General features: G+C 49.0%; 11 protein-coding genes and 2 tRNA genes. 11 read left to right on the forward strand and 2 right to left on the reverse strand.

The genetic code is table 11. From position 1 onward, the window contains the following. The first annotated feature begins 202 nt into the window (after positions 1–202). The 11 genes from pta to ilvA all read left to right on the forward strand — a co-directional run bounded on the left by pta (position 203) and on the right by ilvA (position 12,378). The gene (gene pta / locus DW769_RS09745) at positions 203–1,198 is read left to right on the forward strand and encodes a phosphate acetyltransferase (protein ID WP_022462726.1); all 996 of its coding nucleotides are present in this window, start codon (positions 203–205) and stop codon (positions 1,196–1,198) included. Between the two features lie 99 nt (positions 1,199–1,297). Then, positions 1,298–2,494, forward strand: coding sequence for an acetate kinase (locus DW769_RS09750; RefSeq protein WP_022462727.1), 1,197 nt, complete (start codon positions 1,298–1,300; stop codon positions 2,492–2,494). A gap of 74 nt (positions 2,495–2,568) precedes the next feature. After that, on the forward strand, positions 2,569–3,096 hold the full coding sequence (locus tag DW769_RS09755; RefSeq protein WP_118750324.1) for a YceD family protein: 528 nt from the start codon (positions 2,569–2,571) through the stop codon (positions 3,094–3,096). Between the two features lie 2 nt (positions 3,097–3,098). Beyond that, positions 3,099–3,278 (forward strand): 50S ribosomal protein L32, encoded by a 180-nt coding sequence (gene rpmF / locus DW769_RS09760; RefSeq protein WP_022462729.1) that lies wholly within the window; start codon positions 3,099–3,101, stop codon positions 3,276–3,278. 207 nt (positions 3,279–3,485) lie between these two features. Then, positions 3,486–4,271: a hypothetical protein gene (locus DW769_RS09765; RefSeq protein WP_055218872.1), complete on the forward strand. Its 786-nt coding sequence runs from the start codon at positions 3,486–3,488 to the stop codon at positions 4,269–4,271. 228 nt (positions 4,272–4,499) lie between these two features. Continuing rightward, positions 4,500–5,540, forward strand: a complete 1,041-nt coding sequence (gene plsX / locus DW769_RS09770) for a phosphate acyltransferase PlsX (RefSeq protein WP_118601360.1) — start codon at positions 4,500–4,502, stop codon at positions 5,538–5,540. Beyond that, positions 5,530–5,763 (forward strand): acyl carrier protein, encoded by a 234-nt coding sequence (gene acpP, locus DW769_RS09775; protein WP_117802558.1) that lies wholly within the window; start codon positions 5,530–5,532, stop codon positions 5,761–5,763. The genes plsX and acpP overlap by 11 nt, the downstream gene beginning before the upstream one ends. A gap of 105 nt (positions 5,764–5,868) precedes the next feature. Then, positions 5,869–6,561, forward strand: a complete 693-nt coding sequence (rnc, locus tag DW769_RS09780) for a ribonuclease III (RefSeq protein WP_022462733.1) — start codon at positions 5,869–5,871, stop codon at positions 6,559–6,561. Positions 6,562–6,568: 7 nt separating this feature from the next. Beyond that, positions 6,569–10,129 (forward strand): chromosome segregation protein SMC, encoded by a 3,561-nt coding sequence (smc, locus tag DW769_RS09785; RefSeq protein WP_117510309.1) that lies wholly within the window; start codon positions 6,569–6,571, stop codon positions 10,127–10,129. Positions 10,130–10,189: 60 nt separating this feature from the next. After that, positions 10,190–11,131 (forward strand): signal recognition particle-docking protein FtsY, encoded by a 942-nt coding sequence (gene ftsY / locus DW769_RS09790; RefSeq protein ID WP_022462735.1) that lies wholly within the window; start codon positions 10,190–10,192, stop codon positions 11,129–11,131. Positions 11,132–11,166: 35 nt separating this feature from the next. Then, on the forward strand, positions 11,167–12,378 hold the full coding sequence (ilvA, locus tag DW769_RS09795; RefSeq protein WP_055219017.1) for a threonine ammonia-lyase: 1,212 nt from the start codon (positions 11,167–11,169) through the stop codon (positions 12,376–12,378). Between the two features lie 124 nt (positions 12,379–12,502). Here the strand turns inward: ilvA and DW769_RS09800 are convergent. Then, positions 12,503–12,587, reverse strand: a tRNA-Leu gene (locus tag DW769_RS09800). A 24-nt stretch (positions 12,588–12,611) separates the two neighbouring features. Beyond that, a tRNA-Leu gene (locus DW769_RS09805) sits at positions 12,612–12,696 on the reverse strand. Positions 12,697–12,749 lie beyond the last annotated feature (53 nt).

The raw sequence follows: 12,749 nt of genomic DNA on the forward strand, positions 1-12,749 counted from the left end.
TTTCGAAAAAAATAGCACGATTCCAAACAGAGAGGAACCGCGGATCACATAGCCCTATCGTAACAAAAACAGAAAAGGAATGCAAGAATTCCTCCGTTTTGGATTTTTTGTCCAGTTGTTTTGAATTTTATACTTGCGAAAGGGCAAAAAGCGTACTACAATGAGAATATCGAGTAAATTTATCGAAAGGAGTCAAAAGATCATGGGATTTATTGACACAATTAAAGCAAGAGCAAAAGCAGACAAAAAAACAATTGTACTGCCAGAGTCAGAAGACAGAAGAACATATGAGGCTGCTGCACAGATCCTGAAAGAGGACCTTGCAAATCTGATCATCATCGGAAGCGAAGAGGCAGTAAAGAAAGGCAGCGAGGGACTGGATGTCTCCAAAGCTACTATTGTAGATCCAGAGAAAAACGAGAAAACACAGGCTTATGTAGATAAGCTGGTAGAGCTTCGTGCAAAGAAAGGCATGACTCCGGAGAAAGCAAGAGAGACCATCCTGAATGACTATACATATTATGGCGTTATGATGGTTAAAATGGGAGATGCAGACGGACTTGTTTCCGGTGCCTGCCATTCTACCGCAAATACCCTTCGTCCATGCCTGCAGATCTTAAAGACCAAACCGGGCACAAAACTCGTATCCGCATTCTTCCTGATGGTAGTTCCGGACTGCGAGTACGGCGATGACGGTGTATTCGTATTCGGTGACTGCGGTCTGAACCAGAACCCGAATCCGGAAGAGCTGGCTGCAATCGCAGAGTCTTCCGCAGAGTCCTACCGCATGCTGACCGGAAACGAGCCAAGAGTTGCTATGCTTTCCCACTCCTCCAAAGGAAGTGCAAAACATGCTGATGTAGACAAAGTTGTTGAGGCTACCAGAATTGCAAAAGAAGCAAACCCGGATCTCGCTCTCGACGGCGAGCTGCAGCTTGATGCAGCAATCGTTCCGAGCGTAGGTGCATCCAAAGCTCCGGACAGCAAAGTAGCAGGAAAAGCAAACGTTCTGATCTTCCCGGATCTGGATGCCGGAAACATCGGATACAAACTGGTACAGAGACTGGCAAAAGCAGAAGCATACGGCCCAATGACGCAGGGTATCGCAGCTCCAGTCAACGATCTGTCCCGTGGATGCTCCGCAGAGGATATCGTTGGTGTTGTAGCAATCACTGCTGTACAGTGCCAGGCACAGTAAGCACGAAATAAAACCAATTACAAGCGGTTTTCTGGCCGGCTGCGGAGAACAGGCCGGCCAGAAGTTTTAATAAGAATTTTAAAATAGGAGAATTTAGAAATGAACGTATTAGTAGTAAACTGCGGAAGTTCCTCTCTGAAATTCCAGCTGATCAATTACGATAACCGTGACGTCCTGGCAAAAGGACTCTGTGAGAGAATCGGTATCGACGGACGCCTCGTTTATGAGCCAAAGAACGGCGAAAAAGAGGTAACAGAAGCAGCAATGCCGACACACGTAGAGGCAATCCAGATGGTTCTGGACGCTCTGGTAAACGAGAAGAGCGGCGTCATTAAGAGCCTGGAAGAAGTAGATGCCATCGGACACCGCGTTCTGCACGGCGGAATGAAGATCACAAACTCTGTTATCATCGATGACGAAGTAATCAAAGTTATCGAGGAGTGCGCTGACCTTGGTCCTCTGCACAATCCGGCAAACCTGATGGGAATCAATGCCTGCATGAAACTGATGCCGGGCGTTCCAAACGTAGCAGTATTTGATACCGCATTCCATCAGACCATGCCTCCGAAAGCATATATGTACGGTATTCCGAAAGAGTACTATGAGAAATACGCAATCCGTAAATACGGCTTCCACGGAACTTCTCATAAATTCGTATCCAAGAGAACCGCAGAGTTCCTTGGCAAAGACTACAACGATCTGAAGATCATCGTATGCCATATGGGAAATGGTGCTTCCCTTTCCGCTGTAAAGAACGGCAAATGTGTAGATACCTCCATGGGCCTTACCCCGCTCGAAGGTGTGATCATGGGAACCCGTTCCGGAGATATCGATCCGGCTTTTGTTGAGTATCTGTGCAACAAAGAGAACCTGACCGTATCCGAGGTTCTGAACATTCTGAACAAGAAATCCGGTATGCTCGGCATGACCGGCATCTCCAGCGATTACCGTGATGTATCTGCAGCAGCAGAGGCAGGTAATCAGGATGCCATCAACTGTCTGGAAGCATACGCTTACCGCATTATCAAATACATCGGTTCCTACATCGCAGCTATGGGCGGCGTAGATGTGATCACCTTCACCGCAGGCCTTGGAGAGAACGCTATTCCACTTCGTGAGACCATCTGCAAAGCATTTGAGTTCATGGGTCTGGAATTCGATTCTGAGGCAAATAACTGCCGCGGCGTTGAGAAGATCATCACCAAAGAAGGCTCCAAGATTACAGCATGCGTGATCCCGACCAACGAGGAAATCGCAATCTGCGAGGAGACTGTAGAGTTAGTAAAAGGAAAATAAAAAATAATTCAAAAAGCAGTTGACAATTCTTACCTTCCCGGGTATAATTGGTAAAGTGTGATTAGGAGAACAATATGAAAATCAGTCTGACCAAGTTATTTGCGCAGGACGGAAAGTCCGAAAAGTATGAAATTCCGCTTACATCCGAAACTTTTTTGATCGGCGGGCAGGACTATCGGGTAATCGAAAAACATCCTGTTATCCTTGGCCTTACGCATGAAGGCAATCGTGTGATCACGATCACCGGCAGTGCAGACCTTACAATGGAGATTCCATGTGCAAGATGCCTGACACCGGTAGCGACTCCATTCCAGCTCGAGTTCGATCTGCAGATTGATCTGAATCTGTCAGAGGAAGAACGCGAGGAAAAAGAAGAGGACTCTTCGTTTGTGGAGGGAGACGAGCTCGATGTGGAAGAACTGGTTCGTAATGAGCTCATAGTCCAATGGCCGATTCGAGTGCTGTGTAAAGATGACTGTAAAGGAATCTGCAGCCGTTGTGGTGCGAATCTGAATATTCAGACCTGTGATTGTGATACCACAGGGCTAGACCCCCGAATGGCTGCAATCAAAGATATATTCAGCAAATTTAAGGAGGTGTAACTATGTCCATTTGTCCTAAGAATAAATCTTCCAAAGCAAGACGCGATAAGAGAAGAGCAAACTGGAAAATGTCTGCTCCGAACCTTGTAAAATGCAGCAAATGTGGTGCTCTTATGATGCCGCACAGAGTTTGCAAAGCTTGTGGTTCTTACAACAAAAAAGAAGTCGTTGCAATGGACTAATATTCATAAATCGGAATCAGTTCCGATGTGCAATGCAGCAAAAGGCTCCCGTCACCGGGGGCTTTTTTGTTGTCTCTGCGGGTTGTCTGGAAGCGTCATATAAAAGATTTGACGTGGTGTGTCGTGATGTGCTATAATGGTCTCGGTGAGAATTGAAACAATATTGCAACATTTTCGTAACAATTATAAAAAAGGAGTGCAAAGCATATGAAGAATAGACGAATCATATTTCTGGCAGCATGCATGTGCAGTGTAGTATTCCTCTCAGGATGTTCCACAGACAGTCTGATGGATAAAATGATGGGAACTGAGACGACGGTTTCGTCTTCGGCCAGTGTAGATATTTCAAAAGAGGACAGCGATGCTGTTCATGTAGATGCCAATCTGGAAAAGCCGGTTTTTTCGGTAAATCCGGTGGAGAGCCTGCAGATTCCCGTTGGAAATACATCTGGAAAGCTGACTTGTGAGGCAGGAATAACGGGAGAAGGCACAGTAACATATCAGTGGTATAAGAACAACGTAAATTCCAACGGCGGAGGAACGCCGATTGAAGGCGCAACAGAAGTGACATACCAGGTCGATACTTCGGCGGAGGGCAAAGATTACTATTACGTTGTGGCAACAAACACGGTTGGAAATACCGTTTCCATGGCGACGAGTACAGTAACAGAAGTTACGGTAATTCCGGCAGGGAAATGGGTTCAGAATGAAAACGGATGGCAGTATCAGAATAATGATGGAAGCTATGCAACCAATACCTGGCAGAATATCGACGGCTACTGGTACGTGTTTGATGAAAATTCATACATGGTGACAGGATGGTACTGGAGCGGAGAAGAATGGTATTATCTGGCGGACAACGGTCAGATGCAGACCGGCTGGTTCACGCAGGATGGTGAGGAATATTATCTGGATCCGGATACCGGTGTCATGGCACGGAATACAACCATAGACGGTCATGAGATGAATTCGAGCGGAGTCAAGGTTTCTTAAGAAAAATAAGACAAAACAGAGCGGGTGGATTTTGGAAAGATAAATCCACCCGCTTTTTTGGAATACAGGAGAAAGCGCGGATGGGCATTTGTGCTTGATTTTTGCAAAGGAGTTTAGTATAGTTAATACAGCACTTGCATGAGTGCTTTTAGAGCGTGGTTGAAAACGGTTTTTTGAAAGAAAAAGAGTTTTCAAACGCGCTTTAGAAAAGAGAAAAGAGGAAAAAACATGAGTGACTTAGTCAGAGTTGCAGTGGACGCGATGGGCGGCGATTATGCGCCTGCGGAGCCGGTAAAAGGCGCCGTTGAGGCCGTAAACGCAGATGAACGTGTCAAAGTCCAGCTGGTCGGCCAGGTGGATGTCATCGAAAAAGAACTGCAGAAATATACGTACCCGAAGGAGCGGGTTGAGATCGTTCCGGCAACCGAGATCATTGAGACGGGAGAGCCGCCGGTCAATGCGATCCGCCACAAAAAAGATTCTTCGATCGTTGTCGGCATGAAAAAAGTGCGCTACGGAGAGGCAGACGCGTTTGTCTCATCAGGAAGCACCGGAGCAGTCCTGGTCGGCGGACAGACGATCGTAGGACGCATCAAGGGCGTAGAGCGCCCGCCGCTGGCTCCGCTGATCCCGACGAAAGACGGTGTATCCCTTCTGATCGACTGCGGTGCGAATGTTGATGCAAGACCGTCCCATCTGGTGCAGTTTGCCATGATGGGTTCCATCTATATGGAACACGTTGTCGGCATTAAAAATCCGCGTGTGGGAATCGTGAATATCGGTGTGGAAGAAGAAAAAGGAAACGCGCTCGTCAAAGAGACGTATCCGCTTCTGAAAGAAACCCCGTATATCAACTTTGTCGGCAGTATCGAAGCAAGAGAAATTCCAAACGGAGCCGCAGACGTTGTTGTCTGTGAGGCGTTTGTCGGAAACGTTATCTTAAAGCTGTATGAGGGCGTCGGCGCGACCCTGATTTCCAAGGTAAAACAGGGCATGATGACATCTCTGCGCAGTAAAATCGGAGCCCTTCTTGTGAAACCGGCGCTGAAAGAGACACTGAAGTCTTTTGATGCCAGTGAGTACGGCGGAGCACCGCTGCTTGGCTTAAAAGGACTCGTTGTAAAAACGCACGGAAGCTCAAAAGCCAACGAATTTAAAAATTCCATTCTCCAGTGCATTTCATTCAGCGAGGAGAAGATTCCGCAGAAAGTGCAGGAGCATCTGGCAGACTATAAGAGCAGCAGGGAGGCAGCGAAAGATGGAATTTGAGAAATTACAGGAGATCATTGCGGATGTATTAAACGTAGATCCGAATGAAGTAACCATGGAGACAACCTTTACAGATGATCTGGGAGCGGATTCCCTGGATGTATTTCAGATTGTGATGGGAATTGAAGAAGAATTTGATATCCAGATCGAAGCAGAAGAAGCAGAGCACATCGTATCGGTTGAGGATGCGGTGGAAGCGATCAAAAAGAAACTGGCAGAATAATAGAAAATGGCGAAGGGGCTGTTTGCTACAGGACAGCCCCTTTGTTACCGTCCGCAGAACACCTGCAAACGGTAACTATGAGGAAGGACAGGCTTAAAACAGGTTATGAATAATATTGATAAACTCGTGGATTTAGAAAAGAAAATTCAGTATAAATTTCAGAATTTTGGATTGCTGGAGATGGCAATGCGCCATTCCTCTTACGCAAATGAGCACCACATGGAGCGCCTGGAGTGCAACGAGCGTCTGGAGTTTTTAGGAGATGCTGTGCTGGAAGTTGTATCCAGCGAATTTTTATACAAGACATTCCCGCGTCTCCCGGAGGGCGAGATGACGAAAAAACGCGCCAGCCTCGTCTGTGAACCGGCACTGGCATTCTGTGCCCGTGAGATTGACCTTGGCAGCTTTCTGCTCCTTGGGAAGGGCGAGGAGGCAACCGGCGGCCGTCACCGCGATTCCATCGTTTCGGATGCTATGGAGGCAACGATCGGTGCGATTTTCCTGGACGGCGGCTTTGAACCGGCAAAAACGTTCGTTCTGAACTATATCTTAAACGATATCGAACACAAACAGCTTTTCTACGACAGCAAAACGATTCTGCAGGAGCTGATCCAGGGTGAGACGGATGAAGAGATTGTTTACACCATCTTAAAAGAAGAGGGACCGGATCACGACAAGAGCTTCTGGGCACAGGTCAGCGTCGGAAAGAAAGCGCTCGGTACCGGAAAGGGCAGAACGAAAAAAGCGGCAGAACAGGCAGCGGCATACGATGCAATTCTTGCCAGAAAAAAAGCGTAGGTGAATTATGTATCTCAAATCCATTGAAATGCAGGGATTTAAGTCGTTTGCCAACAAAACCATTCTGCAGTTCCACGACGGTATTACCGGCGTTGTAGGGCCGAACGGCAGTGGAAAGAGCAATGTTGGCGATGCGGTGCGCTGGGTGCTCGGCGAACAGAGCGCCAAGCAGCTCCGCGGCGGAAATATGCAGGATGTTATTTTCTCCGGAACCGAGACGAGAAAGCCGCTCGGCTACGCGTCGGTTGCAATTACACTCGACAATTCCGACCACAAGCTGAATGTCGATTTCGAGGAAGTCACGGTGACGAGACGGCTCTACCGCTCCGGTGAGAGCGAGTATCTGATGAACGGCGCATCGTGCCGGTTAAAGGACATCAACGAGCTGTTCTACGATACCGGTATCGGAAAAGAAGGCTATTCCATCATCGGACAGGGTCAGATTGATAAGATTTTAAGTGGTAAGCCGGAAGAGCGCCGGGAGCTGTTTGACGAAGCGGCAGGAATTGTCAAATTCAAGAGAAGGAAGGCCGTGACCGAAAAGAAGCTGGCGGAAGAGCAGCAGAATCTGGTGCGCGTCAACGACATTCTCTCGGAACTGACAAGGCAGTTAGAGCCGCTGGAACGCCAGTCTGAGACGGCAAAGATTTATTTAAAGAAGAAAGAGGAATTAAAGCTCCTCGATATCAATATGTTTCTGCTCGAGATGGAGCGCATCCGGAACGATCTCGCGAAAGTAGAAGACCGGTACCGGATTACAGAAGAGCAGTTAAAGAGCACGAAAGAGGCTTTTGAGCATACGAAGCAGGAGTATGAAAAGCTGGAACAGGAGCAGGAAAAACTGGACCAGACGATTCTTTCTGCGCGCGATCAGGCGGGGGAGAATGCACTGAAACGTCAGCAGCTCGAAAACCAGATCGAGGTGTTGAATGAGCAGATTCATGCATCGGAGAGGAACAGCGACACATTAAGAGAACGTCTGGAGGCGATCCGCGCGGAGAGCCGCACAAAGACGGCAGAAAAAAATACATATCAGGCAGAAAAGGACGGGCTTCATGAAGCACTTCTTGCGTCAGAGACGGAAAAGAGTGAGAAAGAGGCCGCTCTCTCGGAATGCCAGGGGCAGATCCAGGCAGTCGAGCTGCAGAGTGAACAGGATAAGAGCGAAGTCATCGGCCTTCTGAACCAGCGGGGTTCCACGAAGGGAAAAATGCAGCGCTACGATGCGATGCTCGAGCAGATCGGCATCCGAAAGGCAGAATTAAGCCAGAGGGTGCTGCATTTAAAGACGAGCGAGTCCGAACAGAACGGGCAGATGGAAGAACTGCAGAACGCGTTTGAAGCGCTCGAAGAGACGGTAAGCAGCCTGAAACAGCAGTACCAGGAGGCAGATCAGAAGATTACCGCGCTGACGGCGGATCTCTCGAACCAGACGAAAGAGATGGAAGCCGGCCAGACCAATTACCACAGAGAAGCGTCAAGGCTCGAATCCTTAAAGAACATCACCGAGCGGTACGACGGCTATGGAAACAGTATTCGGAAGGTCATGGAGCAGAAAGACCGGAATCCCGGCATCCACGGCGTTGTGGCGGATCTTCTGCAGGCGGAGAAAAAGTACGAGACGGCGATCGAGACCGCACTTGGCGGCAGCATTCAGAATATTGTCACCGACAATGAGGCGACGGCGAAATACCTGATTGAATACCTGAAACGGGGCCATTTCGGCCGTGCGACGTTCCTTCCGCTCACCAGTATGCGCGGGAAAAAAACGCAGGTGAATGAGGATGCGGCAAGAGAAACCGGTGTGCTTGGTGTGGCAAATGCACTTGTTTCGTACGACCCGGTGTATGAGGGCCTTGTGGCACAGCTGCTTGGAAGAACGCTGGTGGTCGACACGATCGACCATGCCATTGTGATTCAGCGGAAATACCGTCAGACGCTCCGCATGGTAACCCTCGAGGGCGAGCTCTTGAGCCCGGGCGGTTCCATGACAGGAGGTTCGTTCCGGAACAACAGCAACCTGCTCGGAAGACGGCGTGAGATTGAGGAACTCGAAAAGAGCGTACAGGGTCTTGCGAAGGAACTGCGGGAAATCCAGCAGGAACTTGAAGAGAAGAAAAATAAGCGGAATGAAATCCGTGATCTCCGCACCGAGCTGAATGAAAAACTGCAGCGGCAGTACATCGAGCAGAATACGGTGCGCCTGAATCTGGAAAAAGCGCGCGAGAAAAAGACGGAAATCCGTCTGGATTTTGAAGCGCTTCAGAAGGAGAGTCTCGAGATTGAAAATCAGATCGCCGAGATTGAGCGGAACCGGAAAGTCATCGGTCAGGAAATGCAGGAATCGGTGGAGCGGGAAAGCACGCTGCAGGAGAATATCCAGAAGGCACAGGAGGCGCTTACAGGGCTTCGCCGCCGGGAAGCAGAATATACGAAGGATCTTGAAGAAATCCGGTTAAATTACGCAAATCTGTCCCAGAAGGATGGATTCCTTGCCCAGAACATCCGCCGTCTTGAGGAAGAGACGGGAAAACTGGAAGCGGAAAGCCGCACCATGCTGGAAAAAGCGGCGGAGGAAAAAGACGATGTCAAAAGGAAACAGCAGGACATCGTGGAGATCCAGAAGACGATTGCAGCAGCAGTGCAGGCAAAAGAAGAGGAAGACCGCCGGATTGTGGAACTGCAGGAGAAAAAAGAAGCATTAAGCGCAGATCACAAAGAATTTTTCGAGAAGCGGGATCAGCTCTCCGACCAGATTTCCCTGATGGACAAAGAGTGCTTCCGTCTGAACAGCCAGAAAGAAAAGCTGGAGGAGACAAAAGAGGCACAGACCTCGTATCTCTGGGAAGAGTACGAAGTGACACCGGGCCACGCAAGAGAGTTCCAGATGGAGGAGATTCCGGAGCGTAGTGAATTAAAGCGGCGTGTGCTGGAAGTAAAAGATGCGATCCGGAAGCTTGGCTCTGTCAATGTGAATGCGATTGAGGAGTACAAAGAGATTTCGGAGCGCCACGCCTTTCTCGATGCACAGCACACCGATCTTGTCAAGGCGGCAGAGACACTGCAGGGCATCATCGATGAGCTGGATGCCGGTATGCGCAAGCAGTTCACGGAAAAATTCGAGGAGATCCGGAAAGAGTTTGACCGCGTGTTCCGCCAGCTGTTCGGCGGCGGAAAGGGAACGCTGGAACTCGAGGAGGACACGGATGTACTCGAGGCAGGTATCCGCATCATTTCCCAGCCGCCGGGAAAGAAACTGCAGAATATGATGCAGCTCTCTGGAGGCGAGAAGGCACTGACCGCGATTGCGCTGCTTTTTGCAATCCAGAACTTAAAGCCGTCCCCGTTCTGTTTACTTGACGAGATCGAGGCGGCGCTCGACGATTCCAACGTAACGCGTTTTGCGCAGTATCTGCATAAGCTGACAAAAAATACCCAGTTCATCGTCATCACCCACAGGCGCGGTACGATGACGGCGGCAGACCGTCTGTACGGCATCACGATGCAGGAGAAGGGTGTTTCTACCCTTGTTTCTGTCGATTTGATCGAGGGAGAACTGGACAAATAGAAATGAATAAGATACAATACGAAAGAAGTAAGATAGAAAAGATAAAGGGAGGCGAACGGTATGGCGGAGGAGAAAGTAGGCTTTTTCAAACGTCTTGTCAACGGTCTGACGAAGACCCGAGACAGCATTGTAGCTGGAATTGATTCTATTTTCAGCGGCTATTCCAATATTGATGACGATTTTTATGAGGAGATCGAGGAGATTCTCGTCATGGGAGATATCGGCATCAATACAACGACCAAAATTATTGACCACTTAAAAGAGCGGGTGGCAGAAGAGCACATTACCGATCCGGCAGAGTGCAAACAGCTTCTGATCGAGAGCATCAAAAAACAGATGGATGTAGGCGACACGGCCTATGAATTTGAAAACCGGAAATCGGTAGTACTGGTGATCGGTGTCAATGGAGTCGGAAAAACGACCTCCGTCGGAAAGCTGGCCGGCCTTCTGAAGGATCAGGGCAAAAAGGTTGTTCTTGCGGCAGCAGATACGTTCCGTGCAGCGGCAGGCGAGCAGCTCACGGAATGGGCGCACCGTGCCGGCGTGGATATCATCGGCGGACAGAACGGAGCAGATCCGGCGTCCATCGTGTACGATGCAGTCGCAGCGGCAAAAGCCAGAAATGCGGATGTGCTGATCTGTGATACGGCAGGAAGACTTCACAACAAGAAGAACCTGATGGAAGAGCTCCACAAGATTTACCGGATTCTGGAAAAAGAGTACCCAGAGGCATACCTGGAAACGCTGGTGGTGCTGGACGGTACCACGGGCCAGAATGCGCTGCAGCAGGCAAGACAGTTTGCAGAAGTGGCAAATGTCACCGGTATCATTCTGACGAAGCTGGACGGAACTGCAAAGGGCGGTATCGCCGTTGCCATCCAGTCCGAGCTTGATATTCCGGTCAAATACATCGGCGTGGGTGAGAGCATCCACGATCTGCAGAAATTTGATGCAGACCAGTTTGTAAATGCACTGTTCCATACATCCGAAGAGAATGCTTAAAAAGACAACAAGGAGAAAAGACTATGGCAGAAGAAATGCTGACACTCCCGAAATTTGAGGAAGCGTCTGAAATCGTAAAAAAAGTAACACAGGAGACCAAACTGGTTTACAGCAAATATTTCAGCGAGCAGACGGGAAATAAAGTCTACTTAAAACCGGAAAATATGCAGCTGACCGGCGCCTATAAGCTGCGCGGTGCCTATTACAAAATCAGCACCTTAAGTGAAGAGGAGCGCGCAAAAGGACTGATCACCGCATCTGCAGGAAACCATGCACAGGGCGTTGCGTATGCGGCAAAATGCTACGGTGCAAAGGCTGTCATCGTAATGCCGACTACCACACCGCTCATCAAAGTAGAGCGTACCCAGAGCTACGGTGCTGAGGTTGTTCTGTACGGAGATGTGTACGATGAGGCATGTGCAAAAGCATACGAGCTTGCAGCAGAGCATGGTTATACCTTTATTCACCCGTTCGATGATCTGACCGTTGCAACCGGCCAGGGAACCATCGCTATGGAAGTGATTCAGGAGCTTCCGCTCGTAGATTATATCCTTGTTCCGATCGGAGGAGGCGGACTGGCTACCGGTGTTTCCACGCTGGCAAAACTGCTGAAACCAAACATCAAAGTCATCGGTGTTGAGCCGTCCGGAGCAGCCTGTATGAAGGCTTCCTTTGAAAAAGGCGAGGTAACGACCGTATCTCCTGTCAGCACAATTGCAGACGGTACTGCAGTACAGACACCGGGATCCAAGATTTTCCCGTATGTAAGACAGAACCTGGACGAGATCATTACTGTGGATGATGATGAGCTGATCGTAGCATTCCTTGATATGGTAGAAAACCACAAGATGATCGTCGAGAACTCAGGCCTTCTGACTGTGGCGGCATTAAAACATCTGGATGTCAAAGGTAAAAAGATCGTTTCGATCTTAAGCGGCGGAAATATGGACGTCATCACCATGTCTTCCGTCATCCAGAATGGACTGATCCAGAGAGACCGTATCTTTACTGTATCCGTTCTTCTGCCGGATAAACCAGGCGAGCTGGTACGCGTTTCCCAGGTGATTGCAAATGAGAACGGAAACGTCATCAAACTGGACCACAATCAGTTCTTCACCACGAACAGAAGCGCTGCAGTAGAGCTCCGCATCACAATGGAGGCATTCGGCACCGATCACAAGAACCGTATCGTCAAAGCACTGGAAGAGGCTGGTTATACACCGAAGATTGTAAGACCGAACCTGTAAAAACAGAAATTGCAGAGAAAATTCTGAAAAAAAGAAAAATAAAAAATCAGAGGGATCCGGAAAGGAATTTCCTCTGATTTTTTTGAGCAGGAAAAAACCCTTGCATGCACAAGGGTTTTCGTTCTGCGGAAGATGGGACTTGAACCCACACGATCGCAATGACCACCAGATCCTTAGTCTGGCCTGTCTGCCAATTCCAGCACTTCCGCATGTTATGTAGTTTTTAAATTTCATGCGGAAGATGGGACTTGAACCCACACGATCGCAATGACCACCAGATCCTTAGTCTGGCCTGTCTGCCAATTCCAGCACTTCCGCATGTTCTTTAAGTTTTTGTCATCTCGCTGACGACAAGATGTATTATAGCACCA

Origin of the sequence: Blautia sp. AM29-29 (assembly GCF_003480555.1) — a bacterium.
Taxonomy (GTDB): Bacteria; Bacillota; Clostridia; order Lachnospirales; family Lachnospiraceae; genus Fusicatenibacter; species Fusicatenibacter saccharivorans.

Coding starts and splice junctions, on each gene's coding strand:
- pta (WP_022462726.1), top strand. CDS start 203: ATGGGATTTATTGACACAATTAAAGCAAGAGCAAAAGCAGACAAAAAA.
- DW769_RS09750 (WP_022462727.1), top strand. CDS start 1,298: ATGAACGTATTAGTAGTAAACTGCGGAAGTTCCTCTCTGAAATTCCAG.
- DW769_RS09755 (WP_118750324.1), top strand. CDS start 2,569: ATGAAAATCAGTCTGACCAAGTTATTTGCGCAGGACGGAAAGTCCGAA.
- rpmF (WP_022462729.1), top strand. CDS start 3,099: ATGTCCATTTGTCCTAAGAATAAATCTTCCAAAGCAAGACGCGATAAG.
- DW769_RS09765 (WP_055218872.1), top strand. CDS start 3,486: ATGAAGAATAGACGAATCATATTTCTGGCAGCATGCATGTGCAGTGTA.
- plsX (WP_118601360.1), top strand. CDS start 4,500: ATGAGTGACTTAGTCAGAGTTGCAGTGGACGCGATGGGCGGCGATTAT.
- acpP (WP_117802558.1), top strand. CDS start 5,530: ATGGAATTTGAGAAATTACAGGAGATCATTGCGGATGTATTAAACGTA.
- rnc (WP_022462733.1), top strand. CDS start 5,869: ATGAATAATATTGATAAACTCGTGGATTTAGAAAAGAAAATTCAGTAT.
- smc (WP_117510309.1), top strand. CDS start 6,569: ATGTATCTCAAATCCATTGAAATGCAGGGATTTAAGTCGTTTGCCAAC.
- ftsY (WP_022462735.1), top strand. CDS start 10,190: ATGGCGGAGGAGAAAGTAGGCTTTTTCAAACGTCTTGTCAACGGTCTG.
- ilvA (WP_055219017.1), top strand. CDS start 11,167: ATGCTGACACTCCCGAAATTTGAGGAAGCGTCTGAAATCGTAAAAAAA.